The 25755-nt window shown below is 68.5% G+C and carries 22 protein-coding genes; 11 read left to right on the top strand and 11 right to left on the bottom strand.

The features are described from left to right. Positions 1-142 precede the first annotated feature (142 nt). Positions 143-4840 carry a DNA translocase FtsK gene (locus GQ57_RS11455; RefSeq protein WP_034197931.1) on the top strand — a complete coding sequence of 1566 codons (4698 nt, stop codon included), beginning with the start codon at positions 143-145 and terminating at the stop codon, positions 4838-4840. Positions 4841-4936: 96 nt separating this feature from the next. Here the strand turns inward: GQ57_RS11455 and GQ57_RS11450 are convergent, their stop codons facing one another. Further along, positions 4937-6181, bottom strand: coding sequence for a lactonase family protein (locus GQ57_RS11450; protein WP_152603237.1), 1245 nt, complete (start codon positions 6179-6181; stop codon positions 4937-4939). 167 nt (positions 6182-6348) lie between these two features. On the opposite strand from GQ57_RS11450, the gene GQ57_RS11445 reads away from it, so the two are divergent. Together GQ57_RS11445 and GQ57_RS11440 are read left to right on the top strand one after the other, a co-directional pair. After that, the gene (locus GQ57_RS11445) at positions 6349-8178 is read left to right on the top strand and encodes a glycoside hydrolase family 15 protein (RefSeq protein WP_031402830.1); all 1830 of its coding nucleotides are present in this window, start codon (positions 6349-6351) and stop codon (positions 8176-8178) included. Between the two features lie 212 nt (positions 8179-8390). Further along, entirely contained in the window at positions 8391-9863 is a 1473-nt protein-coding gene (locus tag GQ57_RS11440; protein ID WP_034197929.1) for a polyhydroxyalkanoate depolymerase, read from the top strand. Positions 9864-9968: 105 nt separating this feature from the next. Here the strand turns inward: GQ57_RS11440 and GQ57_RS11435 are convergent, their stop codons facing one another. After that, on the bottom strand, positions 9969-10601 hold the full coding sequence (locus GQ57_RS11435; protein WP_034197928.1) for a TetR family transcriptional regulator: 633 nt from the start codon (positions 10599-10601) through the stop codon (positions 9969-9971). A 155-nt stretch (positions 10602-10756) separates the two neighbouring features. On the opposite strand from GQ57_RS11435, the gene rsxB reads away from it, so the two are divergent. Together rsxB and nth are read left to right on the top strand one after the other, a co-directional pair. Next, positions 10757-11755, top strand: a complete 999-nt coding sequence (gene rsxB, locus GQ57_RS11430; RefSeq protein ID WP_034197927.1) for an electron transport complex subunit RsxB — start codon at positions 10757-10759, stop codon at positions 11753-11755. Next, complete coding sequence (nth, locus tag GQ57_RS11425) at positions 11752-12396, top strand: endonuclease III (RefSeq protein WP_034197926.1); 645 nt, start codon at positions 11752-11754, stop codon at positions 12394-12396. Before rsxB ends, nth begins: the two co-directional genes overlap by 4 nt. Before the next feature lie 105 nt (positions 12397-12501). Here the strand turns inward: nth and GQ57_RS11420 are convergent, their stop codons facing one another. After that, complete coding sequence (locus GQ57_RS11420) at positions 12502-13431, bottom strand: DMT family transporter (protein ID WP_031402943.1); 930 nt, start codon at positions 13429-13431, stop codon at positions 12502-12504. Between the two features lie 247 nt (positions 13432-13678). On the opposite strand from GQ57_RS11420, the gene GQ57_RS11415 reads away from it, so the two are divergent. Next, positions 13679-14113, top strand: coding sequence for a DUF1841 family protein (locus tag GQ57_RS11415; RefSeq protein ID WP_031402942.1), 435 nt, complete (start codon positions 13679-13681; stop codon positions 14111-14113). Positions 14114-14208: 95 nt separating this feature from the next. Here GQ57_RS11415 and GQ57_RS11410 read toward each other — a convergent pair whose 3' ends face one another. Both GQ57_RS11410 and GQ57_RS11405 read right to left on the bottom strand, forming a co-directional pair. Continuing rightward, positions 14209-14568, bottom strand: coding sequence for a c-type cytochrome (locus GQ57_RS11410; RefSeq protein WP_031402941.1), 360 nt, complete (start codon positions 14566-14568; stop codon positions 14209-14211). Positions 14569-14607: 39 nt separating this feature from the next. Beyond that, on the bottom strand, positions 14608-14967 hold the full coding sequence (locus GQ57_RS11405; protein WP_006763764.1) for a c-type cytochrome: 360 nt from the start codon (positions 14965-14967) through the stop codon (positions 14608-14610). A gap of 246 nt (positions 14968-15213) precedes the next feature. On the opposite strand from GQ57_RS11405, the gene GQ57_RS11400 reads away from it, so the two are divergent. From GQ57_RS11400 to GQ57_RS11380, 5 genes are all read left to right on the top strand, one after another. After that, positions 15214-16056, top strand: a complete 843-nt coding sequence (locus tag GQ57_RS11400; RefSeq protein WP_021158556.1) for an AAA family ATPase — start codon at positions 15214-15216, stop codon at positions 16054-16056. A 27-nt stretch (positions 16057-16083) separates the two neighbouring features. Beyond that, positions 16084-17259, top strand: coding sequence for a vWA domain-containing protein (locus tag GQ57_RS11395; RefSeq protein WP_031402940.1), 1176 nt, complete (start codon positions 16084-16086; stop codon positions 17257-17259). Positions 17260-17314: 55 nt separating this feature from the next. Beyond that, positions 17315-18526, top strand: coding sequence for a benzoate/H(+) symporter BenE family transporter (locus tag GQ57_RS11390; RefSeq protein WP_031402939.1), 1212 nt, complete (start codon positions 17315-17317; stop codon positions 18524-18526). Positions 18527-18694: 168 nt separating this feature from the next. Then, on the top strand, positions 18695-19648 hold the full coding sequence (gene tal, locus GQ57_RS11385; RefSeq protein WP_034197925.1) for a transaldolase: 954 nt from the start codon (positions 18695-18697) through the stop codon (positions 19646-19648). 240 nt (positions 19649-19888) lie between these two features. Next, positions 19889-20344 carry a VOC family protein gene (locus GQ57_RS11380; protein WP_034197924.1) on the top strand — a complete coding sequence of 152 codons (456 nt, stop codon included), beginning with the start codon at positions 19889-19891 and terminating at the stop codon, positions 20342-20344. A 53-nt stretch (positions 20345-20397) separates the two neighbouring features. Here the strand turns inward: GQ57_RS11380 and GQ57_RS11375 are convergent, their stop codons facing one another. The 6 genes from GQ57_RS11375 to GQ57_RS11350 all read right to left on the bottom strand — a co-directional run bounded on the left by GQ57_RS11375 (position 20398) and on the right by GQ57_RS11350 (position 25747). Further along, positions 20398-20928, bottom strand: coding sequence for a hypothetical protein (locus GQ57_RS11375; protein ID WP_034197923.1), 531 nt, complete (start codon positions 20926-20928; stop codon positions 20398-20400). A 431-nt stretch (positions 20929-21359) separates the two neighbouring features. Then, positions 21360-22910: a monocarboxylate uptake permease MctP gene (mctP, locus tag GQ57_RS11370; RefSeq protein ID WP_034197922.1), complete on the bottom strand. Its 1551-nt coding sequence runs from the start codon at positions 22908-22910 to the stop codon at positions 21360-21362. Next, on the bottom strand, positions 22907-23149 hold the full coding sequence (locus tag GQ57_RS11365; RefSeq protein ID WP_031402934.1) for a DUF3311 domain-containing protein: 243 nt from the start codon (positions 23147-23149) through the stop codon (positions 22907-22909). The genes mctP and GQ57_RS11365 overlap by 4 nt, the downstream gene beginning before the upstream one ends. Before the next feature lie 198 nt (positions 23150-23347). Next, on the bottom strand, positions 23348-24265 hold the full coding sequence (locus GQ57_RS11360; RefSeq protein ID WP_034197921.1) for a spermidine synthase: 918 nt from the start codon (positions 24263-24265) through the stop codon (positions 23348-23350). 406 nt (positions 24266-24671) lie between these two features. Continuing rightward, positions 24672-25148: a DNA-deoxyinosine glycosylase gene (locus tag GQ57_RS11355; RefSeq protein WP_034197961.1), complete on the bottom strand. Its 477-nt coding sequence runs from the start codon at positions 25146-25148 to the stop codon at positions 24672-24674. Beyond that, positions 25148-25747 carry a chorismate--pyruvate lyase family protein gene (locus GQ57_RS11350; protein ID WP_031402931.1) on the bottom strand — a complete coding sequence of 200 codons (600 nt, stop codon included), beginning with the start codon at positions 25745-25747 and terminating at the stop codon, positions 25148-25150. Before GQ57_RS11350 ends, GQ57_RS11355 begins: the two co-directional genes overlap by 1 nt. Between the last annotated feature and the right edge of the window lie 8 nt (positions 25748-25755).

Raw genomic sequence — 25755 nt, 5'->3', positions numbered from 1 at the left:
GCGTGGCGCGCCACGCGCGTATGCCGTGCTCACGCCTCGCTCGGCGTGAAGCGGATTCGCGTCGTGTTGGAGTCCTGTTCGCCGGCCGGTTAAACTCGGCGGGTCGCGCCTTGCGCGCCCCTCCCCACTCCTGTTTCAAAGCATGCACACGGTAGTCTTCGGCTGGTTCGGCATCTCCGCCGTCTGGTTCCTCCTTCTCTTCTGGCGTCTCGTGCAGGCGATGCTGCCCGGTGGCGGCGGGCTCGCCGGCCGCGGCTCGATCCGCCTGTGGCTCGGCTTCGTCGCGGTGTTCGTGGCGAGCTGCACGCTGACGAGCCCGCTGTCGGGCCCCGACACGGACGCGCTCGGCCATGCGCTCTCGGCCGGCCTCGCCCACGTGCTCGGCCCGATCGGCACGCCGGTCGCGATGGTCGTGCTGTTCTTCGCCGGATTGCCCTGGCTGATCGGAATCGGCTGGCGGCAGTTCGCCGCATGGGTCGACACGTCGTTCGGCGTCAAGCTGTCGCGCGACGGCGGCGACGACGACGCGCGCGGAATCGCCGACCTGCCGCGCAGCGCGCTGCATCGCGACGACGACGTCGTACAGCCGACCACCGCACATACCATCAATTCGATGGCGCCGCGCCAGAACGGCCGCTATTCGCGCCCGACGCTGTGGAAACCCGACCCGCAGGCGCGGCCGAAGCCGCGCAGCAAGACGCCGCCGCGCCCGCACGCGGAACCTGTCGCGCCGTCGGGCTGGCTGAAGCCGGCCGCGCCGCAGCGCATGCCGGCGGCCCCCGCACCGACCCCGCCCGGCAGCGCAATGCCGCCGCCGACGACCGGCAGTACCGCCAGCCTCGCGCGCGCGGCAGCGAACTCGCAGGTGCCGCGCCCCGATCCGGCCCCGCTGCCGGTCGGGTTCGAGCCGGTCCGCCCGCGTCCGACCGCCGCTCGTCCGGCCAGCGCCGCGTCGAAGCCGAGCGCGCCGCGCGCCGCGGTCACGCCGCGGCCGGCCGTTGCGCAACCGCCCCGCCCGCCCGTGCGACCGGTCGCGGGAGCCGGCACGGCCGGCCCGACGCCCGACGCGGCGCGACGCCGCCCGGCGCCGCCGACGCCGGCGCGCGCGCCGCTCTACGCGTGGACGGAAAAGCCCGCCGCGCCGATCACGCCGGCGCCGAGCGTGCACGATACGCTGCGCTCGATCGAAGCGAGCACGGCGCAATGGGCGACGCTCGGCACTACGCCCCCGACCGACGCAACGCACGCCGCGGCAGCCGCCGTGGGCGGCGGCATGGCAGCGGCTGCGGCCGGAATGGCGGCGGCTACGGCAGCTACCGCGGCTACGGCGGCGACCTTCACCGCGACTCACGGCATCGCGGCGCATGCCGCCGATGTTCCCGTTGAACACGCCGCAACGCCTGCGCATGACGACACCGCGCCGATCGTGCTCGACGCGTTCATGCCGGCCGCGCCCGATTTCCTGGCGCCGGTTGCCGATCCGGGTACCCCGGCCTTCGGCGCCGCCGTCGCGCCCGCCTCGTCCGGCGAAGCCGCGCTTGCACACCGCGCCGGCGACGAGATCCGCCACGTCGATACCGCAAACGCCCCGCAGGCCCCGGGCATCGCGCCCGCGCCGTCGTTCGGCGCGCCCATCGATCTCGCTCCGTGGGAAGACGTCGCCGACGCGCCGGTTTCCGCGTTCGACGCGTCCGCATGGAAGCCGGTCGCCGAATCGTCGACGGCCGCGACGGGACCGGAACCGGCCCATGCCGCCGCCGTACCGGCCAGGGCCGGAACGGTTCACGACATCGCCGCACACGAGCCACCCGTATCCATCGATACCGACGACGCATACGACGCACAACCGGCCGCTGCAATCGATCGCGCGGCAGCGGACGGCGCGACGCGAGACATCGCCGGTGCCGACGTCGACGCGAAACCCGTCGCGAGCCTCGCGCCATTCGCGGCCCTCCCGTCGTTGTCGACCGCCGAGACGACGTCGCGCGCCCATGCCGAAACCAGGCCGTTTGCGGCAACCTCGGCACCGGCCGCATCGACCGATACGTCGGAAACCGCCGGGCCGGATACGGCGGAACGCGCAGCACCGCCGCCGGCCATCGGTCAGCGCACCGCGCAAGCGACGGATTGGGCACGGACGCCGTCGATTCAACCGACCGCGCAACCGGCCACGCCTCATGCGCCGGCCTTCACGGAATTGCCGAAATCGCCGGCCGCTGCCCAGCCGTTTGCCGTTGCGCAAGCTGCTTCGCCCGCCGCCACGCCGCCGATCGGCGGCTCCGCCCAGGGTTCGAGCGCGCCGGCACCTGCCTTCGCGTCGAGCGGCACGCCGGTCACGCCGGCCGTTTCTCCGGATCGAGCGACCGGCGCCGCACCCGGTGCGATTGCTCGACCGGCTGTCTCGACATCGACCGTTGCCCCTGTCGCGCCGGCATCCCCGATCGGCTTGACCGGCATCGTGCCGGCTTCGCTCTCGCAGCTGGCCGGATCTGCATCGGCGTCGACCGTCGCGGCAATCGCGGCGGCTGCGCCGGCCAGCGTGGCAAGCGTCACCGACAGTTCGCCCGCCAACGTATCGGCACCGTCACCGATCGCCCCGACCGCTGCACCCGCAGCCGCGTCAGCAGCGACCGCCACGCCGGCTGCATCATCCAGCTCCCCGGGGCAGGCGCCCGTCCAGGCAGCCACGCCGGCAGCGGTTGCCGCCGCCCCCGTGACGTTCTCGTTCGGTTCGGTCGCCGCTCCGCCCTCCGCACCCGCACCGACGCTGCCGCCCCCCCCGGCAGGCTCGTCGACCGGCACGGCAATCGGCACATCCGAAACCTCCGGCGCAGCCGCACTGCAACCGGCGGCCAGCCTGCCGGTGCCACCGGCCGCTTCCGGCATGACGGCAACGTCGCCCGGCACCGCCGCAGCAATGGCCACGGCGGCGGCAGCTCCGGCGCATCCGGGCGCGGGCTCCCCGCCGCCCTTCGGCGCCACCGCCGCGACGCAGGCCCCGCCGTCCGCATCCGCGCCGGCCGCCATCGCCGCCACGACGTTCACCGCCTCGCCCACGCCCACGACGCCCCCGTCGCCGGCCGGCTGGTCCGTACTGAATGTTTCCGCCGCACCGGCAGCCGTGCCGGCCGCGGTACCGCAGCCGGCAGCCACGCTCCCTGGCGCGCATCTCGCCGCGCCGCCTGCTGCCACCGTCGTGCCGACGCTTCCCGTCGCTCCGCTTGTCGAGGCAACCGCCATGGCGGCGACCGAGCCAACCGAACCGACCGAGCCGGCCGAAGCCCCGCCGCAGCCCGCCCCCGATACGCCGGCGCGCCCGCCGCGCCCGAACGCGTTCGAATTCCACGCACCCGCGTCGTTCAACGTCGAACTGCCGACGCTCGACCTGCTCGAACCCGCGTCCGGCGACGTCGAAACGATCACCGACGAGCACCTCGCGCAAACCGCGCAGGTGATCGAACAGCGGCTGCAGGAATTCAAGGTGCCGGTGACGGTGGTCGGCGCGTCGGCCGGCCCGGTCATCACCCGCTTCGAGATCGAACCCGCGCTCGGCGTGCGCGGCAGCCAGATCGTCGGGCTGATGAAGGATCTGTCGCGCGGCCTCGGCCTCACGTCGATCCGCGTCGTCGAGACGATTCCCGGCAAGACCTGCATGGGCCTCGAACTGCCGAACGCGAAGCGGCAGATGATCCGCCTGTCGGAGATCCTCGAATCGCGCCAGTACCAGCACTCGGCCTCGCAACTGACGATCGCGATGGGCAAGGACATCACGGGCCACCCGATCGTCACCGATCTCGCGAAGGCGCCGCACATGCTCGTCGCCGGTACGACGGGCTCGGGCAAATCGGTCGCGATCAACGCGATGATCCTGTCGCTGCTGTACAAGGCGACGCCCGAGGACGTGCGGCTCATCATGATCGACCCGAAGATGCTGGAGCTGTCGGTCTACGAAGGCATTCCGCACCTGCTCGCACCGGTCGTCACCGACATGAAGCTCGCGGCGAACGCGCTGAACTGGTGCGTCGGCGAGATGGAGAAGCGCTACCGGCTGATGTCGGCCGTCGGCGTGCGCAACCTCGCGGGCTTCAACCAGAAGATCCGCGACGCCGAAGCGAAGGAAAAGAAGATCGGCAACCCGTTCTCGCTGACGCCCGACGATCCCGAGCCGCTGTCGACGCTGCCGCTGATCGTCGTCGTGATCGACGAGCTGGCCGACCTGATGATGGTCGCCGGCAAGAAGATCGAGGAACTGATCGCCCGGCTCGCGCAGAAGGCGCGTGCGGCCGGCATCCACCTGATCCTCGCGACGCAGCGTCCGTCCGTCGACGTGATTACCGGCCTGATCAAGGCGAACATCCCGACGCGGGTCGCGTTCCAGGTGTCGTCGAAGATCGATTCGCGCACGATTCTCGACCAGATGGGCGCCGAATCGCTGCTCGGCATGGGCGACATGCTGTTCCTGCCGCCGGGCACCGGCTATCCGCAGCGCGTGCACGGCGCGTTCGTCGCCGACGAGGAAGTGCACCGGATCGTCGAGTACCTGAAGCAGTTCGGCGAGCCGCAATACGAGGAGGGGATCCTCGACGGCCCGGCCGCCGACGGCGCGACGCAGGATCTGTTCGGCGATGCGCCGGACGCGGAAGCCGATCCGCTGTACGACGAAGCCGTCGCGTTCGTGGTGCGCACGCGGCGCGCGTCGATCTCGTCGGTGCAGCGGCAGTTGCGCATCGGCTACAACCGCGCCGCGCGCCTCGTCGAGCAGATGGAAGCCGCCGGCCTGGTCTCGCCGATGGGCATCAACGGCAGCCGCGAGGTGCTCGTGCCGGCCGCGGCCGACTGAGCGCGCCGGCCGGCCGCCGCCGGTTGATACGGGCGCACCGGGAAACCGGCCGCCCCGAAACCCGAAGGGCGCTGCATCCGCAGCGCCCTCGTTCGTTTACTGCACCGGCACCAGCTTGAAGTCGACCGGCTTGCCGACCGCCACCTTCCGCGGATCCGAGGCGAGCTCCCCGGTCGCGACGTCGCGGCGGAACACGTAGAACGTATCGCTGTCCTGGTTGCCGACGATCAGCCACTTGCCGGTCGGATCGATCAGGAACTCGCGCGGCGTCCTGCCGAGGCTCGGCTGGCGGCCGACTTGCTTCAGCCGGCCGTCGGCCTGGTCGACCGCGTAGATCACGAGGTCGTTCGCATCGCCGCGGTTGCTCACGTACAGGAAGCGGCCGTCCGGCGACAGGTGGATCGCGCCGCCGCCGACCTTGCCCTTGAAACCGGGCGCGGTCATCGACACGGTCTCGACGGGCGTCAGCCTGCCGTCGTGGTAGCCGAACACCTCGACCGACGCGTTGAGCTCGCTCGTCACGTACGCGAACCGGCCGTCGGCGCCGAACACCATGTGACGCGGGCCCGAGCCGGCCTTCACCGGCGTGTAGCGCGTGTCGGTCGGGCCGATCAGCCCGCGGCTGCCGTCCACCGTGTAGCGGTAGCCGTAGATCTTGTCCGCGCCGAGATCCTGCACGAACAGGTAGCGGCCGTCCGGCGAAAACACCGTCGAATGGACGTGCGCACCGTCCTGCCGGCCCTTCACGGGCCCGGTGCCTTCGTGGTGCACGGTCAGCACGGCCGGGCCGACCGCGCCGTCGTCACGCAGCGGAAACACCGCGAAGCTGCCGCCCGGATCCGCCGCGACCGAGTAGTTCGCGGTCACGAGGTACTTGCCGTCCGGCGACAGTGCGAGGTAGCAAGGATCGTTCCCTTCCGACGACACGCGGTCGATGAAGCTCAGCGCGCCCGTCTTCGCGTCGAAGCGGAATGCGCTGATGCCGCCGCGCTGCGACGCCGGCCCGTCGTCGCCGGGCAGTTCGTTGACCGCGTAGACGGTGCGACCGTCGCGGCTCGGCAACAGGTACGACGGATTCACCGTCTTCGCCGACGACACGGGCGCGACGCTGCCGGTTTTCGTATCGAAGCGGTAAACATAGATGCCGTCGCTGCCGCCGCCCGTGTAGGTGCCGACGAGCAGGTTGTAGACGCCGTCGGCCGGCGCGGCCGGCTGCTGCGCCATTGCATGGGTCGCGGACAAGGAGAGCACGATTGCGAAACCTTTCATCCAGTGAGCGAACCTGAGCGGGAACCCTCGTGTCGAAGCGCGTGCGTCACGCTCACGTAAACGGTTGGGCATTGAATCCTCCTTGCATCGAGTCGCTTCAAGTGTTGAGATAGGACGAAGCGCCGGCCGTTCATGCGCTCCGCCGCCCGGCCGAGTATACGCGGGGCGCGACGCCGGTGCGCTCAGCCCGGCCGCTGCCGTCCGCATCGTGAACGCGAATACCAAAGGATCGCCTGCCCATGCCCGCCCTGATCGAAGACTACGCCCTCGTCGGCGACGGCCACACGGCCGCGCTGATCGCAAAAGACGGCTCCGTCGACTGGCTGTGCTGGCCCCGCTTCGATTCGGGCGCCTGCTTCGCGGCGCTCGTCGGCACGCCCGAGCACGGCCGCTGGCTGCTCGCGCCGGCCGCCGACGCCGCGGTCACGCACACGACCCGCCGCTATCGCGGCGACACGCTGATTCTCGAAACCGATTACGAGAGCGCCGACGGCGCCGTCACCGTGATCGACTTCATGCCGCCCGGCAACGGCTGGTCCGAACTGGTGCGGATCGTCGTCGGCCGCCACGGCAAGATGAAGATGCGCATGGAGCTCGTGCTGCGCTTCGACTACGGTTTCTCGATCCCGTGGGTCACGCGACTGACCCGCGAGGACGGCATGAAGGCGATCGCGGGCCCCGACACCGTCGTGCTGCGCACGCCGGTGCCGCTCACCGGGGAAAACCTCCATACGCTCGCGGAATTCACGGTGAGCGCCGACCAGCGCGTGCCGTTCTCGCTCGGCTACGCGGCGTCGCACCTGCGGCTGCCGCCGGCCCGCGACCCGCTGTCGATGCTCGCGCGCACCGAGAACTACTGGCTCGAATGGTCGGGCCGCTGCCAGGTGCAGGGCCGCTACGCGGCCGCCGTGCGCCGCTCGCTGATCACGCTGAAGGCGCTCGCCTACGAGCCGACCGGCGGCATCGTCGCGGCGCCGACCACGTCGCTGCCCGAGAAGATCGGCGGCAACCGCAACTGGGACTATCGCTACTGCTGGCTGCGCGACGCGACGATCACGCTGCTCGCGCTGATGCGCGGCGGCTACTACGACGAGGCGCGCGCATGGCGCACGTGGCTCGGCCGCGTGATGGCCGGGTCGCCCGAGCAGATCCAGATCATGTACGGAATCGCCGGGGAACGGCGGCTGCCGGAAATGGAGCTCGACTGGCTGCCCGGCTACCAGGACTCGAAGCCGGTCCGGGTCGGCAACGGTGCCGCGAACCAGCTCCAGCTCGACGTGTTCGGCGAGGTGATGGCCGCGCTGCACCTCGCGCGCGTGGGCGGCCTGCAGGCCGACGACACCGTCTGGTCCGTGCAATGCGCGCTGCTCGATCACCTCGAGAAGATCTGGCAGGAACCCGACGAAGGCATCTGGGAAACGCGCGGCGGGCGCCGCCATTTCACGTTCTCGAAGGTGATGGCGTGGGTCGCGTTCGACCGTGCGATCAAGTCGGCGGAGATGTTCCGGCTGCCCGGCTCGCTCGACCGCTGGCGCGCGCTGCGCGAGCGGATCCACGCCGACGTATGCGACAACGCGTGGCACGAGGGCAAGCAGGCGTTCGCCCAGAGCTACGGCAGCGACGAGCTCGACGCGAGCGTGCTGCTGATGCCGCTGCTCGGCTTCCTGCCGCCGGAAGACCCGCGCATCGCCGGCACGGTCGATGCGATCGAGCGCGAATTGCTGCACGACGGGCTCGTGATGCGCTACCGCACGACCGATTACGACGACGGCCTGCCGCCCGGCGAAGGCACGTTTCTCGCGTGCAGCTTCTGGCTGGTCGACAACTACGCGCTGCTCGGCCGCATCGACGACGCGCACCGCCTGTTCAGCCGGCTGCTCGCGCTGTCGAACGACCTCGGGCTGCTCGCCGAGGAATACGACCCGGTGGCCGGACGGCAGGTCGGCAACTTCCCGCAGGCGTTCTCCCACGTGGCGCTCGTGCATACCGCGATGAACCTGATGCACCACGAGGACGCGATGGCGCGCGCGGCAGGCCAGCCCGCGCCGGCCGTCGCCACGGGGCGCTGAACGCGTGCGCGGCCGGGTTGTTCAGAGAACGTCAAATCGCAAAACTTTGATGAAAAATCGGGGAAATGTTGCATTGCACCACCCATCTTTGTCCGATATGATCGTCGCGATTGTCCGGCCGCAGTGCAACATGGCCGGCCGCTGACCCATACGGCACGCCGCGACGCCCCACGCCGCCCTTGCGCACCGTCCCCCACGCGGGAGTAGCCTGCATGCTTTACCAACTGCACGAATTCCAGCGGGCCATGCTGAGCCCGCTGACGGCCTGGGCCCAGGCCGCGTCCAAATCGTTCGCCAATCCGTCGAGCCCGTTCTCGCTGATGCCGGGCGCGACGCGGATGGCCGCCGCCTACGAATTGATGTACCGGCTCGGCAAGGATTACGAGAAGCCCGAATTCAACATTCATCAGATCGTCAAGGACGGCCACAACATCCCGATCGTCGAGCAGACGATCGTCGAGAAGCCGTTCTGCCGGCTGCTGCGTTTCAAACGCTATTCGGACGACGCCGACGCCGTCACGCAACTGAAGGACGAGCCGGTCGTGCTGGTCTGCGCACCGCTGTCGGGCCACCACTCGACGCTGCTGCGCGACACCGTGCGCACGCTGCTGCAGGATCACAAGGTCTACATCACCGACTGGATCGATGCGCGGATGGTGCCGGTCGAGGTCGGCCCGTTCCACCTGCACGACTACATCGCCTACATCCAGGAATTCATCCGCCACATCGGCGCGCGCAACCTGCACGTGATCTCGGTGTGCCAGCCGACGGTGCCGGTGCTCGCGGCGATCTCGCTGATGGCGAGCCGCGGCGAGGATACGCCGCTCACGATGACGATGATGGGCGGCCCGATCGACGCACGCCGCAGCCCGACGTCGGTCAACTCGCTCGCCACCCAGCACTCCACCGCGTGGTTCGAGAACAACGTGATCCACACGGTGCCGGCGAACTATCCGGGCGAAGGCCGCCAGGTGTATCCGGGCTTCCTGCAGCACACCGGTTTCGTCGCGATGAATCCGGAGCGGCATGCCCAGTCGCACTGGGATTTCTACCAGAGCCTGCTGCGCGGCGACGAGGACGACGCCGAGGCGCACCGCCGTTTCTATGACGAATACAACGCGGTGCTCGACATGGCCGCCGAGTATTACCTCGAGACGATCCGCGTCGTGTTCCAGGAATTCCGGCTGGCCGAGGGTACGTGGGACGTCGCAGGCGAGCGCGTGCGCCCGCAGGACATCCGGCACACCGCGCTGATGACGGTCGAGGGCGAACTCGACGACATCTCGGGTAGCGGCCAGACGCACGTCGCGCACGAGCTGTGCACCGGCATTCCGCAAGACCAGCGCCGCAGCCTGACCGCCGAGAAGTGCGGTCACTACGGGATCTTCTCGGGCCGCCGCTGGCGCACGATCATTTACCCGCAACTGCGCGACTTCATCCGAGAACACGAGCCGGAGCCGAAGCACGGCGCCGCGAAGGATCGCCCGGAAGCGCCGGCCACCGCGACGCTCGCGGCCGTGCCGGCGGCCGGCGACGCGCCGACCGAAACGACGCGGGCCGCCGCGGCGAAGCGCACGCGTGCAAAGGCGCCGGCTGCCGCCGTGCCCGCCAAGGCCGCACCGGCCACGAAGCGCGCCGGCAGCGGCGCCCGCGCCAAGACCGTACGCACGCGCAAGGCCGCCTGACGCCGCGCGCCCCGACGACAAAACGCCGCCGTTGCCTGCGCACGGCGGCGTTTTCGCATCCGGCGCCCGCCCGGGCCGCCGGCTCACGCCGGTAACGGACGCCGGTCAGCGCCGCAGCAGATACGCGAGCAGCACCTCGGTGTTCATCCGGACCATCTCGGCGCGCTCGTCGGCGTCGGTGAAGTCGCGGCCGAGCGTCGCGGCAAGCGTGAAGCGGTTCGACACGATGTAGTAGCCGAGCCCCGACAGCGTCACGTAGAAGCGCAGCGGATCGACGTCGGCGCGGAACAGGCCGGCCTTCTGGCCGCGCGTCAGCACGTTGCCGAGCTTCGCGACGATCGGCGACATCATCTCGCGGATCCGCGTCGACTTGTGCAGGTAGCGCGCTTCGTGCAGGTTCTCGTTGTTGATGAGCCGGAGCAGCTCCGGGTGGTCGCGGTAGTAGTCCCAAACGAAATGGGCCAGCCGCGTGACGGCTTCGACCGGCGCGACGCCGTCGAGGTCGAGCACGCGCTCGGCTTCGGTCAGCGCGGCGAACGCGTGTTCGAGCACGGCCGTGAACAGCTGCTCCTTGCTGCCGAAATAGTAATAGAGCATGCGCTCGTTGGTTTCGGCCCGGCGCGCGATCTGGTCGACGCGCGCGCCGAACAGCCCTCCACTCGCGAACTCTTCGGCTGCCGCCATCAGGATGCGGCGCCGCGTACCTTCAGGATCTCTTTTGATTTTTGGCTGATTCATGGTGGCGTTTTGCTATGTGAGCCGCGTGATCCGGACCGGCACCCCACCGCCTCGGCGCCGGCCGCCCGGGAACGGGCGCGCCGCGGGCGGCCGCCCTCCTGCTGAGCCCCTGCAAAAAAGCGGTTCGATTATGCGCACAGACGGCGTCCAGCGCAATGCGGGAAATCGGCGATAATCGAGCTTTGGCAAACCTTTCCGGCCGCGCCCGACGTGGCCGAGAGCCATTCGGCGCTGCCGCGCCCGTAGTCACCGTGACCGATTCCAAAATACTCGCGGATCGCATCGAAGATCTGCTTCCCCAGACGCAATGCACGAAGTGCGGCTATAACGGCTGCCGCCCGTACGCCGAGGCCATCGCCGCCGGCGACGCGAACTACAACCAGTGCCCGCCCGGCGGCGCCGAAGGCATCGCGCGCCTCGCGGGTCTGCTCGGCAAACCGGTGATTCCGCTGAACCCCGTCAACGGCAGCGAGCATCCGCGCGCCGTCGCCTTCATCGACGAAAGCCTGTGCATCGGTTGCACGCTGTGCATGCAGGCGTGCCCGGTCGACGCGATCGTCGGTGCGCCGAAGCAGATGCACACGATCGTCGCGTCGCTGTGCACGGGCTGCGACCTGTGCGTGCCGCCTTGCCCCGTCGACTGCATCGCGATGCTGCCGGTGACCGGCGAGCGCACCGGCTGGGACGCGTGGTCGCAGGAACAGGCCGATGCCGCGCGCGAACGCCACGACCTGCGGCTCGCCCGTCAGCGCCGCGAACGCGACGCCGCCGAAGCGCGCGCGGCTGCCCGCCGCGCGTCCGGCGCAGCGAAGCCCGCCGCCGCCGCACAGCCCGGCCCCCAGCCCGACACGCCGCCCCCCGCACCGGCCGCTGACGACGCCGAAGCGAAGAAACGCGCGATCATCGCCGCCGCGCTCGAACGGGCGCGCAAGAAGAAGGAAGAACTGGCCGGGCAAGACGCCGGGCCGAAGAACACCGAAGGCGTGAGCGCCGCCGTCCAGGCACAGATCGATGCGGCCGAGGCCCGCCGCAAGCGGCTCGCCGAACAGCAGGCGCTGCGCGACGCCGAAGCCGCGACGCCAGGCGACGAGCACGACGCCGGCAACGACGACCCCGGCGGCCGGTCCGCGCCGCCCGACCAGAACGCTCCATGAACGCCAGCAAACGACGCGCGATCTACGAAACGCTGCAGAGCCTCAATCCGCATCCGACCACCGAGCTCGAATACACGACGCCGTTCGAGCTGCTGATCGCCGTGATGCTGTCCGCGCAAGCAACCGACGTATCGGTCAACAAGGCGATGCGGAAGATGTTTCCGGTCGCGAACACCCCGCGACAAATCGTCGCGCTCGGCGAGGAAGGCGTCGCCGGGTACATCAAGACCATCGGCCTCTACCGGACCAAGGCGAAGAACGTGGTCGCGACGTGCCACATCCTGCTCGATCGCTACGACGGCGAGGTGCCGGCCGATCGCGAGGCGCTCGAAAGCCTGCCGGGCGTCGGCCGCAAGACGGCGAACGTCGTGCTGAACACCGCGTTCGGCCAGCCGACGATCGCGGTCGACACGCATATCTTTCGTGTCGCGAACCGCACGGGGCTCGCGCCGGGCAAGGACGTGCGCGCCGTCGAGGCGGCGCTCGAGAAGTTCACGCCGAAGGAATTCCTGCAGGATGCGCATCACTGGCTGATCCTGCACGGACGCTACGTGTGCAAGGCCCGCAAGCCCGAATGCTGGCACTGCGCGATCGAGCCGCTGTGCGAGTTCAGGCCGAAGACGCCGCCGCCCAACGAGTAAACGCCGGGCACGACAGCGGCGCACCGTGCCGGCCGCTCGATTCGTTCCGGCGCAACCGGCCCCGCGGGCGCCATCGCGACGCCCGCTCCCCCTTCCCCTTCCCGGCTACGCGCTGGATGTCGCGGTCGCATCGTCGGCGGCCGCACCGCCCGCCCGGACCAGCGCCAGCACGGCCGCGAGGATCGCGACGCCGCCCGCCCACTGCAGCGGCGACAGTGCTTCGCCGAACAATAGCGCCGCGAGCGCCACCGTCACGACCGGCTCGAGCGTCGACAGCATCGACGTACGCGCAGCCCCCAGCCGCTCGAGCCCGGCGAAGAACGCGAGCATCGCCGCGACCGTCGAGACGAGCGCGATCGCCAGCATCGACGCCCAGCCGTCGGCCGTCGCGGGCCAGCGCGGCGGTGCGCCGAACGCCACGGTCCGCACGACGGCGATCGCCGCGAGCGTCACGGTCGACGACAGGCAGATGATCGCGGTGGTCGCGAGCGGATCGACGCCGCGCGTCGCCTTCGTGCCGCCGACGATGTACAGCGAATAGATCACCGCGGAGGCCAGCGCGAGCGCGATCCCGAGCGGTTCGCCATGCCCGCCGCCGACCATCAGCGCCGAACCCGCGACGCACAGCACGAGCGCGAAGGCTTTCGCGCGCGTGAGGCGCTCGCCGAGCCACCATGCGGCCAGCAGCGTGACGAAGGCCGGATACAGGTACAGCAGCAGCGCGACGAGACTCGCCTGCGCATGCTGCAGCGCGCTGAAGTAACAGAACGACTGGCCGACGTAGCCGAGCGCGCCCATCGCCACGATGGGCGCGAGCGCACGCCCGCGCGGCCACGCAACGCGGCGGTGCCGCGCGATCGCGGCGAGCACCGCGCCGCCGATCGCGAAGCGCACGATCAGCAGTCCGAGCACATCGACGCCGGCCGCATACGCATAGCGGCCGAAAATCGCCATCGCGCCGAATGCGGCGGCGGACAGCGCGACGTAGAACGTGCCCTGCAGGGCGGCGGACGAAGGACGGGCGGCGGCGGTCATGACGGGACGGGTGCGATCGACTTGGCGGCGGGAAAATCGATCGAGTGTAACGGCGCGGCGGTGGCGAGCCAAGCGCGCTGCCCCGGCGGCGAGCCGGTGCCGCGCACCGGCACCGCGCGGGCGACCTCTGCCACAGCTGCCACCGCCACCGCGCGGCCGCTCCCGCCGGCCGCCAGCGCCGTCCGCCGACCCGGCGTACAATGCCCGACGCGGCACGACGCCGTCCGAATCACGACGTTTCCCCACCATGTTCAATCCAAGCCGCGACGAAGTGCGTCGCTTTTTCACCGAGACCTGGCGCAAGCAGCGCGCCGGCGAGATCCTGACGCCGCTGGAAGCGATGGCGGCCGACTGGATCGTCGAGCATCCCGAATACCACGACGAACTCGCCGACGCCGGCGGGGCCGCCGCGCGCGAGTACACGCCCGAGGAAGGTCGCACGAACCCGTTCCTGCACCTGTCGATGCACCTCGCGATCAGCGAGCAACTGTCGATCGACCAGCCGCCCGGCATCCGCGCCGCGCACGACAAGCTCGCGGCGAAGCTCGACTCGACCCACGACGCGCAGCACGCGATCATGGAATGCCTCGGCGAGACGATCTGGGAAGCCCAGCGCACGAACACGCCGCCCGATACCGACGCGTACCTGCAGCGCATCCTGCGCCGCGCGTCGCGCGACTGAGCAGCGCGGCCCGGGCGCCGGGCCGCGGACAAAAAAATACCCCGCCGAGGCGGGGTACGCTTTCCTGCCGCGCGAGCCGTTCGGGCCCGCCGCGCTTACTTCTTGAATACGAGATCGGTTTCTTTCAGCGACTCGATGTAGGCCGCGATGTCCTTCATGTCGCTGACCGACAGGCTCTGCACCTGCGCCTGCATGATCGCGTTGTTGCGGCCGAGCAGCGGATTCGTCAGGCCCATCTGGTACTGGCGCATCGCCCACACCAGATAGTCGGCGTGCTGGCCGGCGAGGCGCGGGTATTCCGCGTTGATCGGCTTGTTCATCTGCGCGCCGTGGCAGGCCGCGCAGTTGTGCGACTCGACCAGTTCCTTGCCCTTCACGGTATCTGCCGCATGCGCGGACCCGATCGCGAGGCCGGCCACCAGTGCAGCCGCCGCCGTCTTGAATGCGTTGTTCATGAATGCTCCTGTCCCGCCGGAGAGATCGGCGGCGCGCGCTTACTTGTAGGGGTTGTCCTTCGAGTCGGCCTTCTGGGCGGCGTAGTAGGCCGCCAGATCCGCGATGTCCTGATCCGTCAGCGAGCCGGCGATCGCATTCATCGACGGGAAGTGACGATCCTTCTTGCGGTAGGCCTTCAGCGCGTTCTCGAGGTATTGCTGGTTCTGGCCGCCGAGGACAGGCACCCGGTAGACCTCCGGGTACGCCGCGCGGTAGTCCTGGATGCCGTGGCAACCGATGCACATGGCGGCCTTGCTCGCCCCGTCCTTCGGGTTGCCGACCACACCGGCCGCCTGCGCGCTGCCCGCGAGCGCCACGAGCGCTGCGACAACGACGTGTTTGCCGACGAATTTGTTCATAGCTCTTGTAACCTAGCTTGAGGGGAAACTGGCGCCATAGCGGCAACGGCCCGCGCCGTTTTGCTTGTCAGGTCGCCACGCAGGCCAAAAAAAACGGCCAGATTGTACCGCGCCGACGGGGAACGCGTCCATAAGGCACCCCCGCTCGCCCCGCCACAGCCCTGCAACGATACGCGGGCGCGGCCCAACCGGACAGCCCTTCTGACTTATACTGGGTTTTTTTCCCCGATTGAGAAGAGCGCCGCCATGCGTTTCGAAGGGTCCTCGCACTACGTCGCCACCGACGATCTGAAGCTCGCGGTCAATGCCGCGCTGACGCTGCAACGCCCGCTGCTGATCAAGGGCGAGCCCGGCACCGGCAAGACCATGCTCGCCGAGGAAGTCGCCGCCGCGCTCGACATGCCGCTGCTGCAGTGGCACATCAAGTCGACGACGAAGGCGCAGCAGGGCCTGTACGAATACGACGCCGTCTCGCGGCTGCGCGATTCGCAGCTCGGCGACGAACGCGTGAAGGATATCTCGAACTACATCGTGAAGGGCGTGCTGTGGCAGGCGTTCGACGCCGAGCACCCGAGCGTGCTGCTGATCGACGAGATCGACAAGGCCGACATCGAATTCCCGAACGACCTGCTGCGCGAGCTCGACCGGATGGAATTCCACGTGTACGAGACGCGCGAAACGGTTCGCGCGAAGCACCGCCCGCTCGTCATCATCACGTCGAACAACGAGAAGGAGCTGCCCGACGCATTCCTGCGCCGCTGCTTCTTCCACTACATCCAGTTTCCCGATCCGTCGACGATGCAGAAGATCGTCGCGGTTCACTTCCCGGACATCCGCGAGGAACTGCTGCGCGCGGCGCTCGAGAGTTTCTTCGAATTGCGCGGCGTGTCGGGCCTGAAGAAGAAGCCGTCGACGTCCGAACTGCTCGACTGGCTGAAGCTGCTGCTCGCCGAGAACATCCCGGCCGACGCGCTGCGCGGCGCGGACGCGAAGCAGATCGTGCCGCCGCTCGCGGGCGCGCTGCTGAAGAACGAGCAGGACCTGAGCCTGCTCGAGCGCCTCGTCTACATGAACCGGCACAACCGGTAACCCCCCTCAACCCGCGAAGGCCCGGCCATGCTGCTCAATTTCTTCTACGCGCTGCGCGCAGCCAAGCTGCCCGTCTCGGTGAAGGAATACCTGACGCTGCTCGAATCGCTGAAGGCCGGGCTGATTTCGCCGTCGATCGATGCGTTCTACTTCCTCGCCCGGATGACGCTCGTCAAGGACGAGCAGTACTTCGACAAGTTCGACCAGGCGTTCGGCGCGTATTTCCACGGCGTATCCACGCTGCCCTCCGAGGCGTTCGACATCCCGCTCGACTGGCTCGAGAAGCGCCTCGAACGCGAACTGTCGCCGGAGGAAAAGGCGCAGATCGAAGCGATGGGCGGCCTCGACAAGCTGATGGAGCGCCTGAAGCAACTGCTCGACGAGCAGAAGGAACGCCACGAGGGCGGCAACAAGTGGATCGGCACCGGCGGCACGTCGCCGTTCGGGCACGGCGGATTCAACCCGGAAGGCGTGCGCATCGGCGGCCCGTCGAACGGCAACCGCACCGCGGTGAAGGTGTGGGAAGCGCGCGCGTACCGTGACTACGACGATTCCGTCGAGATCGGCACGCGCAACATCAAGGTCGCGCTGCGGCGGCTGCGCCGCTTCGCGCGCGAAGGCGCGGCCGAGGAACTCGACCTGCCCGGCACGATCCGCAGCACGGCCGCGAACGCGGGCTGGCTCGATCTCCGGATGGTGCCCGAGCGCCACAACAACGTGAAGGTGCTGATGCTGCTCGACGTGGGCGGCTCGATGGACGACCACATCAAGCGCACCGAGGAGCTGTTCTCGGCCGCGAAGGCCGAATTCAAGCACCTGGAATTCTTCTACTTCCACAACTGCGTGTACGACCACCTGTGGAAGAACAACCGCCGCCGCCACTCGGAGCGCACCGCGACGTGGGACGTGCTCCACAAGTTCACGCCCGACTACAAGCTGATCTTCGTCGGCGACGCGACGATGAGCCCGTACGAGGTGCTGCAGCCCGGCGGCTCGGTCGAATACAACAACCCCGAAGCCGGCGCGGTGTGGCTGCGCCGGCTCGCCGACCAGTTCCCGCATCATGCATGGCTGAATCCCGAGCCCGAGCGGCTATGGGAATACCGGCAGTCGGTCGCGGTGATCCGCGACCTGCTCGGCCATCGCATGTACCCGCTCACGCTCGCGGGCCTCGAAACCGCGATGCGCGCCCTCAGCAAGTAACGCCCCACCACCAAGACACGAAGGCCGCGTCCGAGCGGCCTCCCCCGGAGACAGCATGAACCCCTCGCCCACCGCGAGCGCCAGCCGCGCCGGCGGCCGCCGCTTTTTCGCCGACACCTCCGTCTCGGCACTCGTCGCCGGCTTCGTCGCGATGATGACGGGCTACACGAGCTCGCTCGTGCTGATGTTCCAGGCCGGCCGCGCCGCCCACCTCACCGATGCGCAGATCTCGTCATGGATCTGGGCGCTGTCGATCGGCATGGCGCTGACGACGATCGGCCTGTCGCTGCGCTTTCGCGCGCCCGTCGTCGTTGCGTGGTCGACGCCCGGCGCCGCGCTCCTGATCGCATCGCTGCCCGGCGTGCCCTACCCCGAGGCGATCGGTGCGTTCGTCGTCTGTGCGGTGCTGCTGACGGCCATCGGCGTGAGCGGGCTGTTCGACACGCTGATGCGCAAGATTCCGGCCGGCATCGCCGCCGCGCTGCTCGCGGGCATCCTGTTCGAGATCGGCATCGAGATCTTCCGCGCCGCGCAGTTCCAGACCGCGCTCGTGCTCGCGATGTTCTTCACGTACCTGATCGTCAAGCGGCTCGCGCCGCGCTATGCGATCGTGACGACGCTGGTCGTCGGCACGGCGGTGGCCGGCGGCCTCGGCCTGCTCGACTTCAGCGGCTTTCGCATCGCGCTCGCGAAGCCCGTGTTCACGATGCCCGCGTTCTCGTTCGCGTCGATCGTCAGCATCGGGATTCCGCTGTTCGTCGTCGCGATGGCGTCGCAGAACGTGCCGGGCATCGCGGTGCTGCGCGCGGACGGCTATCAGACGCCGTCGTCGCCGCTGATCGCGACCACCGGCCTCGCGTCGCTGCTGCTCGCGCCGTTCGGCTCGCACGGCGTGAACCTCGCGGCGATCACGGCCGCGATCTGCACCGGCCCGGAAGCGCACGAGGATCGCGCGAAGCGCTATACGGCCGCCGTGTGGTGCGGCACGTTCTACCTGATCGCGGGGATCTTCGGCGCGACGATCGCCGCGCTGTTCGCCGCGTTGCCGAAGGCGCTCGTCGTCTCCGTCGCCGCGCTCGCGCTGTTCGGCTCGATCATGAGCGGGCTCGCGAACGCGATGCAGGACGTGAAGCAGCGCGAAGCCGCGCTCGTCACGTTCATGGTCACCGCGTCGGGCCTCACGCTGCTGTCGATCGGCTCGGCATTCTGGGGACTCGTCGCGGGGATCGTCACGCAGGTGATCCTGAACGCGCGCCGCCCCGCGTGACGCGGCGCGGCGCCCGGCGCCGCGGCCAACGGACACGCCAGAACGTGTCCGACACGAATCGGGCCTAGAATAGCGGATCGGAGGCGGCGCCCGGCGCCGCTTCGCTTCGCCGCCGCGCTCGCGCGGCCCGTGAGAACCCGGCGCCTTGCGCCCTTCTTCCGAATCGCCATGACTACCGCACTCGACCAGCTGAAGCAGTACACGACCGTCGTCGCCGACACGGGCGATTTCCAGCAGCTCGCGCAATACCAGCCGCAGGACGCGACCACGAACCCGTCGCTGATCCTCAAGGCCGTCCAGAAGGATGCGTACAAGCCGATCCTCGAGAAGACCGTCCGCGATCACCGCACCGAAAGCACCGATTTCATCATCGACCGCCTGCTGATCGCATTCGGCACCGAGATCCTGAAGCTGATCCCGGGCCGCGTGTCGACCGAGGTCGATGCGCGCCTGTCGTTCGACACGCAACGCTCGATCGACAAGGGCCGCGAGCTCATCAAGCTGTACGAAGCAGCCGGCATCGGCCGCGAACGCATCCTGATCAAGCTCGCGTCGACCTGGGAAGGCATCCGCGCGGCCGAAGTGCTGCAGAAGGACGGGATCAAGTGCAACATGACCCTGCTTTTCTCGCTCGTGCAGGCCGCCGCGTGCGCGGAAGCCGGCGCGCAACTGATCTCGCCGTTCGTCGGCCGCATCTACGACTGGTACAAGAAGCAGGCCGGCGCAGCGTGGAATGAAGAGAAGGACGGCGGCGCGAACGATCCGGGCGTGCAATCGGTGCGCCGCATCTACACGTACTACAAGACGTTCGGCTACACGACCGAAGTGATGGGCGCGAGCTTCCGCACGACCAGCCAGATCACCGAGCTGGCCGGCTGCGACCTGCTGACGATCAGTCCCGACTTGCTGCAGAAGCTGCAGGACAGCAACGAGACCGTCACGCGCAAGCTGTCGCCGGAAGCGCTGCAGGACCAGCCCGCCACGCGCGTCGCGATCGACGAGGCAGCGTTCCGCTTCCAGTTGAACGACGACGCGATGGCAACCGAAAAGCTCGCGGAAGGCATCCGCGTATTCGCCGCCGATGCGGTGAAGCTCGAGAAGCTGATCGACTCGCTGCGCTGAGCCGCGATAAGCGTCGCCGGCTGTCGGCAACGCTGACAACAGCCGTCGGCAAGCACGGCGCACACGGCCGCGAACGTCAGGTTCGCGGCCGTTTTTATTTTTCATTCCATCGTCAAGCACGCGCACTACAATCCACGTCACGGGTGCGACGGCCGCTTCCCGATGCGCCCTTCCCCAGTCAGTCTTGCACGATGCCGCACCCGCGCGGATGCGCGGGCCGGCCCATCACAGGAGACAACGATGCAAGTTCAACCGTACCTGACGTTCTACGGTCGTGCCGACGAAGCCCTTCAGTTCTACGAAAAGGCGCTCGGTGCGAAGACGATGTTCAAGATGCACTTCAAGGACGCGCCGCCGAACCCCGACTACCCGATGACGCCGGAGATGGCCGACAAGGTGATGCACGCGAGCTTCACGATCGGCGACTCGATGATCATGTGCTCGGATGGTGATTGCAGCCAGCCCGGCGGCGGCATGCACGCCGGCTATTCGCTGTCGCTGAACCCGGCGACGGTCGAGGAAGCCCGGAAGCTGTTCAACGCGCTCGCCGACGGCGGCGAAGTGACGATGCCGTTCGGCAAGACGTTCTGGGCGCTCGGCTTCGGGATGGCAAAGGATCGTTTCGGCGTGCACTGGATGGTCAACGTCGAGGATCTGTCGCAGCGCGACGACCTCGCGAAACGCGCGGGCCAGTAACGCACGCGTCGGCCGCCCGGACCGCGCGCAACCGCGGCGTCCGGGCGAGCCCGTCACTTGCGCAACACCTCCGCCAGCGCCTGCTCGAACGTGCCGTTCGAGCGGCACGCGACACGCGCGCCCTTCTGCTTGCCGGCCGCTACCACGCCGGCCATGCCCGCGACGTCGATCGACACGGTTACGCCTTGCGTCGCTTCGTCGATGCGCGTGACGACCTTCAGCGTGTGCGTCACGTTCGACGTCTGCTTCAGCCCGGAACAATCCAGAAAGTTGTCCGCGTTCGGATAATCTGCATACGCGGCGGCGACGAGCCCCGCATCGCGATCGCTGACGCGCACCGCCAGCTTGTGGTCCGCGTAGAACTGCGCAACCGTCGCCCACACTTCGTCATACTTGCGATTGCCGATCACGATGCGCGATGCGGCGTCACTGCCGGACGAGTCGGCCGCGCCGGCCGCACCGTCGGCCTCGCCGTGTTTTTCAGCCGGCGCATCGCGCGCCGCGTAGCGCTGCCCGGGGCCGTACACCGAAATGCAGCCGGCAAGCGCCACACACAGCATGGCGGCCGACAAGATCGTTTTCATCGCGGCCCGCCGTCAACGGTAGTACATGTTCGCGCAACCGGCGAGCAGGATCGGCGCGACGAGCGCCCACATCAGCAGGACTCTCATGGCGCGCCTCACCGGTAGTACGCGTTGACGCAGCCGGCCAGCGCCACGCAGCACATGCCCAATACCAGAACCCAAATCTTCGTCATTGCGTCCCTCATATAGTCGGATCGTGTGGAGATCGAATCACCCGGTTCAGCCGGGCGGGACGCATTATTGGCAAGCGGGCCACGCGCCTCCCAATCGGTCTTGCACCGATTTTCGCCACGGCTCGGACGCCCTAGAATCGCTTGGAGATCGGCGCAAAAGGATGCACGGCCACACGGGGCATTCGCGGCGCCCCATGCAAAACGCCCGCGACTTGCGTCGCGGGCGTCGTGTCGAAACTGCAACAGCAGGTGGGGGAATCAGCCCTCGACGACGTCGAGATAATCCTCCGGCCGCGTGCGATCCTCCGCATGCGCCATGCCCATCGCACGCACCAGCACGCTCACCACCACCGACACCACCAGGTTCACGATCAACGACCACACGGCCGCATAGCCGGGAATCGCGAGGCCGAACAGGTGGATCGTGAAGATCGAACTCGCGAGCTTCAGCGAGACCGCCATCCACGTGCCGCACACGATGCCCGCCGCCCAGCCGGCCAGCAGGCCGCGGTGATCAAGCATGCGCGTATACAGGCCGAGCACGATCGCCGGCAGCGTCTGGATGATCCAGATGCCGCCGAGCAGCTGCAGCTGGATCGCGTAGGTCAGCGGCAGCCCGAGGATGAACGCGACCGCGCCGACCTTCACGATCAGCGACACGAGCTTCGCGACGTGCGTTTCCTGTTCGTGCGACATGTTGCGGTTCACGAACTCGCGGTGGATGTTGCGCGTGTACAGGTTCGCGGCCGCGATCGACATGATGGCCGCCGGCACCAGCGCGCCGATGCCGATCGCCGCGAACGCGACGCCGACGAACCATGACGGGAAATACTCGAGGAACAGCGCGGGCACCGCGAAGTTCGGGCCGAACGCCTTGAAGTACGGCGCGTACTGCGGCATGTCCTTCACGCCCGATGCGAGCGCCATGTAGCCGAGCAGCGCGAGCAGGCCGAGCACGAACGAGTACGCGGGCAGCATCGCCATGTTGCGGCGGATCGAGTTGCCCGACGACGACGACAGGATCGCCGTGACCGAGTGCGGATACAGGAACAGCGCGAGCGCCGAGCCGATCGCGAGCGTCGCGTACGCGCTGTAGCCGTTCAGGCTCGCCGCATCCGGCGCCTTCAGCAGCAGCTTCGCGGGCGGCACGCTCGCGAAGATGTGTCCGAAACCGCCGAGCTTCGCGGGAATCACGATGACTGCCGCGGCGATCGTGACGTAGATCAGGATATCCTTCACGATCGCGATCATCGCGGGCGCGCGCAGCCCCGACGTATACGTGTAGGCGGCGAGGATCGCGAACGCGATGATCAGCGGCAGATCGCCGACGAAGCCGGTCGTGTCGAAGCCGAGCGCGCCGATCACCACTTCGATGCCGACCAGTTGCAGCGCGATGTACGGCATCGTCGCGACGATGCCCGTCACCGCGATCGCCAGCGCGAGCATCCGGCTGCCGTAGCGTGCATTGACGAAATCGGCGGCCGTCACGTAGCGGTGCCGCTTCGCGATGCTCCACAGTTTCGGGAACACGACGAACGCGAACGGATAGATCAGGATCGTATACGGCAGCGCGAAGAAGCCCATCGCGCCGGCGCCGAACACGAGCGCGGGCACCGCGACGAACGTGTATGCCGTATAGAGATCGCCGCCGAGCAGGAACCACGTGACGATCGTGCCGAAGCGGCGTCCGCCGAGGCCCCATTCGTCGAGGTGGGCGAGATCGCCGCGCCGCCAGTTCGCGGCCAGGAAGCCGATGATGGTGACGCCGATGAAAAGCAGGACGAAGACGAAGGTTGCGCCGAGATTCATCGCGCACCTCCCTGCGGGCCGCTCGCCTTCCACGCATTTCTGGTCTTGAAATAGACGAACGCGGTGATCACCGCGCTAATGAAGACCCAAAGCAGCTGGTACCAGTAGAAAAACGGAAAACCGAACAACTGCGGTTCGATCCTGCTGTACGACGGCACCCAGACCATCGCAATCAGCGGCAGGACCAGCAGCCAGAGCCAGCGCTTCGCGGCCCGGTTGGCGTCGGCATCGTGAGCCATGACGTCTCCTCATCTTTCCCGGTTATCGATCTTGTTGAGCGGGTACGGCGCCGAGAGGAGCGCAAAACGGGTAGGCTGCGGCTCCCCTGGCTTCGCGCCAGTATAGGAGCCGCGAGCACGCGGTCAAGCGGGGGCGAACCCGAGGTGATCCGCCCCTTGTCGCGTGGTTGCACCGGCATGCCGCCGGCGCATGAAGCGTCAGATCGCGAACGAGGCGTCGCGCGCGCCGGTCGTTTCTTTCAAGGCTTTCACCCACTTGCGGGCGGGCAGCTTCAGCGTGTCCTCGATCAGCTTCGCACGCGCGTCGAGCTGCACGAACGGCACGTCGAGCGCGGGGCCCGAGAAGGCGACCGCGATCCGGTTGCCGTCGTGCACTTCCGGCAGCGCGATCACGCGGTGATCGAATGCCGCGTTCAGGTGCTTCATGTTGCGTACGAAGCTCGGGTGATCGCCGAACAGGTTGATCGTCGCGATGCCCGCGTCGGCGAGGCAGCCGCGCACCGCGCGGTAGAACGCGACGCTGTCGAGCACGGGGCCGCGTGCGGTCGCGTCGTACAGGTCGATCTGGATCGCGCCCGTCGTGCCGCGGTTGGCCGGATCGTTGACGAAATCCCATGCGTCGGCTTCATGCACGGCGAGACGCGCGTCGTCAGGCGGCAGCGCGAACATCGTGCGCGCGGCGACGATCACGGCCGGATTCAGCTCGACGGCCTCGACCTTCGCATTCGACAGGAAGCGATGCGAGAACTTGGTCAGCGCGCCGGTGCCGAGCCCGAGCTGGACGATCCGCTCGGGCGTTTCGAGGAACAGCAGCCACGCCATCATCTGCTGCGCGTATTCGAGCTCGATATGCAGCGGCTTCGAGATACGCATCGCGCCCTGCACCCATTCGGTGCCGAAGTGCAGGAAGCGCACGCCGCCCTCTTCCGAGAACGTGACGGGCGCGAAGCGCGGCTTGCGCGGCGCTTCGAGCACCGGCACGTCGTCGTGTTCGTCGATGTCCGGGCGGCGCTTCACGCGCGGCGGCTGGAGTTTTTCGGAGCCGTTGTAGGAGGACGGCTTGCCTTGCTTGAACGCGCGCGCCTCGGCGGACGCGCGCTTGATCAGTCGGGTCATGTGTGAATCTCGCTGGGTGATGCTGGATAAGCGGACGAGAGGATAGCATTGGTGGGGCGTGCGGAACGCCAGGGACAGATCCACCGTCATACGCTGTCGCTCGGTCAGTGCACGAAAACGGTTAGCTCGGTCGACAATGCGTCTCAACCGTGTCGGGGGAAGTTACCTGAAAGCCGTCACCGCTCCATCGGTCGACGTCGAGCAAGAACTGCTTCTGCCACCGAGCGTGTCTTGCATGACGGCGAAACGCTCGGGATCGGGATGAGGCTTGCCGATCGCAGGCAGGGCTGGATCGCACCGCCGACTACGGTACGCCGGATCAAGGGCGAGCCGCCCAGATGAAGATGGCGCAAGAACAATCGAGCGTCGGGCGCGATGCCCGCCGTTCACGGCACTTTTGCCGACGTCAGCCGCCAATCCCCCGCCACTGCGCGAGCTTCTGCTCGAACGACAGCATCGCATTCGCCGGGCTCGACGAAGGCAGCACGAGCGTGTCGTACCCGGCCCGGCCGATCACGTCGGCGAACCGCCCGGCCGTCTTGCCGTTGAAGCACACGCGCTTCAGCAATGGCGCATGTTCTCGCAGCGAATCGAAATCGTTCGGCGCCGCGTTGCGAATCGCCGAATCGAGGCTGCCTTCACGATGGCACGCGGCGAGCACGTCCCAGATGCCGATGCCGTGCGCGAGCACGCGTGCGAGCCGCGCGTCGTATGCCAGCTCGTGCAACCCGTGCTCGCCGAGCACCGTACCGAGCAGCCGCCAGAACTGGTTGCGCGGATGCGCGTAATACTGCACGGCGTCGAGCGACGCCTCGCCCGGAAAACTGCCGAGTATCATCGTGTGCGTATCCGGCCCGACGACCGGCGGAAACCCCTGCAGCATCATGCGTCTCCACGCGGCCCGACGGATCGGGGCCCGTCGCCGTGCGCGTCGAGATGACGCCACAGCGCCGGCAGCATGCATTCGGTCACCATCAGCGGCTTGCCGTGACGCTGGAACACCGAGCGCCGCGCGGCGAATGCATGCGGCGCGCGCACGCCCGCGCCGAGCGCATGGCTCGCCAGCGCATACAGCGGATGCCCGGCAATCACGCGCCGGCTGACGAGCGCCGAGCGCTCGACCTGCGGATCGCTGTACAGCAGCTCCGCGAGCGGCCGCGTGCGCAGCCGCCGCATCGCCTGCCACACGCCCTTGCTGGCGGCAAGCGGCGCGATGCTGTGCGCGGCCACGTACGGCGTGCCGTCAACCGACAGGATCACCTCGCGCACCCACATCGGCGCGCGCGGCGCACAGGCAAGCGCGTCCGGCTCGTCGAACCACGGGCAGTCGACGGCCTCGCGCGTCACCCGCACGTTCACGCGGCCAAGCCGCGCGAGATGCGCGGTCAGCGATCCGCCGCGCGTCAGCCAGTCGCGCTGGTCGAGCGTGCAGCCCGGCCGCGGCGTCTCGCGCCAGCCGGCCTGCCCGCCGTCGAAGCGCATGCGCGCGT

The sequence above is a fragment of the Burkholderia sp. MSh2 genome (genome assembly GCF_000731655.1).
Classification (GTDB): domain Bacteria; phylum Pseudomonadota; class Gammaproteobacteria; order Burkholderiales; family Burkholderiaceae; genus Burkholderia; species Burkholderia paludis.
This window is presented reverse-complemented; position numbering and strand designations above follow the sequence as displayed.

What these genes read in the sequence shown, in the direction of transcription:
- GQ57_RS11445 (WP_031402830.1), top strand. Translation starts at nt 6,349, where the DNA reads ATGCCCGCCCTGATCGAAGACTACGCCCTCGTCGGCGACGGCCACACG.
- nth (WP_034197926.1), top strand. Translation starts at nt 11,752, where the DNA reads ATGAACGCCAGCAAACGACGCGCGATCTACGAAACGCTGCAGAGCCTC.
- GQ57_RS11415 (WP_031402942.1), top strand. Translation starts at nt 13,679, where the DNA reads ATGTTCAATCCAAGCCGCGACGAAGTGCGTCGCTTTTTCACCGAGACC.
- GQ57_RS11365 (WP_031402934.1), bottom strand. Translation starts at nt 23,149, where the DNA reads ATGGCTCACGATGCCGACGCCAACCGGGCCGCGAAGCGCTGGCTCTGG.
- GQ57_RS11450 (WP_152603237.1), bottom strand. Translation starts at nt 6,181, where the DNA reads ATGCCCAACCGTTTACGTGAGCGTGACGCACGCGCTTCGACACGAGGG.
- GQ57_RS11390 (WP_031402939.1), top strand. Translation starts at nt 17,315, where the DNA reads ATGAACCCCTCGCCCACCGCGAGCGCCAGCCGCGCCGGCGGCCGCCGC.
- GQ57_RS11420 (WP_031402943.1), bottom strand. Translation starts at nt 13,431, where the DNA reads ATGACCGCCGCCGCCCGTCCTTCGTCCGCCGCCCTGCAGGGCACGTTC.
- GQ57_RS11380 (WP_034197924.1), top strand. Translation starts at nt 19,889, where the DNA reads ATGCAAGTTCAACCGTACCTGACGTTCTACGGTCGTGCCGACGAAGCC.
- GQ57_RS11410 (WP_031402941.1), bottom strand. Translation starts at nt 14,568, where the DNA reads ATGAACAACGCATTCAAGACGGCGGCGGCTGCACTGGTGGCCGGCCTC.
- GQ57_RS11375 (WP_034197923.1), bottom strand. Translation starts at nt 20,928, where the DNA reads ATGAAAACGATCTTGTCGGCCGCCATGCTGTGTGTGGCGCTTGCCGGC.
- GQ57_RS11440 (WP_034197929.1), top strand. Translation starts at nt 8,391, where the DNA reads ATGCTTTACCAACTGCACGAATTCCAGCGGGCCATGCTGAGCCCGCTG.
- GQ57_RS11360 (WP_034197921.1), bottom strand. Translation starts at nt 24,265, where the DNA reads ATGACCCGACTGATCAAGCGCGCGTCCGCCGAGGCGCGCGCGTTCAAG.
- GQ57_RS11350 (WP_031402931.1), bottom strand. Translation starts at nt 25,747, where the DNA reads ATGCGCTTCGACGGCGGGCAGGCCGGCTGGCGCGAGACGCCGCGGCCG.
- rsxB (WP_034197927.1), top strand. Translation starts at nt 10,757, where the DNA reads ATGCGGGAAATCGGCGATAATCGAGCTTTGGCAAACCTTTCCGGCCGC.
- GQ57_RS11355 (WP_034197961.1), bottom strand. Translation starts at nt 25,148, where the DNA reads ATGCTGCAGGGGTTTCCGCCGGTCGTCGGGCCGGATACGCACACGATG.
- GQ57_RS11400 (WP_021158556.1), top strand. Translation starts at nt 15,214, where the DNA reads ATGCGTTTCGAAGGGTCCTCGCACTACGTCGCCACCGACGATCTGAAG.
- GQ57_RS11405 (WP_006763764.1), bottom strand. Translation starts at nt 14,967, where the DNA reads ATGAACAAATTCGTCGGCAAACACGTCGTTGTCGCAGCGCTCGTGGCG.
- GQ57_RS11395 (WP_031402940.1), top strand. Translation starts at nt 16,084, where the DNA reads ATGCTGCTCAATTTCTTCTACGCGCTGCGCGCAGCCAAGCTGCCCGTC.
- GQ57_RS11435 (WP_034197928.1), bottom strand. Translation starts at nt 10,601, where the DNA reads ATGAATCAGCCAAAAATCAAAAGAGATCCTGAAGGTACGCGGCGCCGC.
- mctP (WP_034197922.1), bottom strand. Translation starts at nt 22,910, where the DNA reads ATGAATCTCGGCGCAACCTTCGTCTTCGTCCTGCTTTTCATCGGCGTC.
- GQ57_RS11455 (WP_034197931.1), top strand. Translation starts at nt 143, where the DNA reads ATGCACACGGTAGTCTTCGGCTGGTTCGGCATCTCCGCCGTCTGGTTC.
- tal (WP_034197925.1), top strand. Translation starts at nt 18,695, where the DNA reads ATGACTACCGCACTCGACCAGCTGAAGCAGTACACGACCGTCGTCGCC.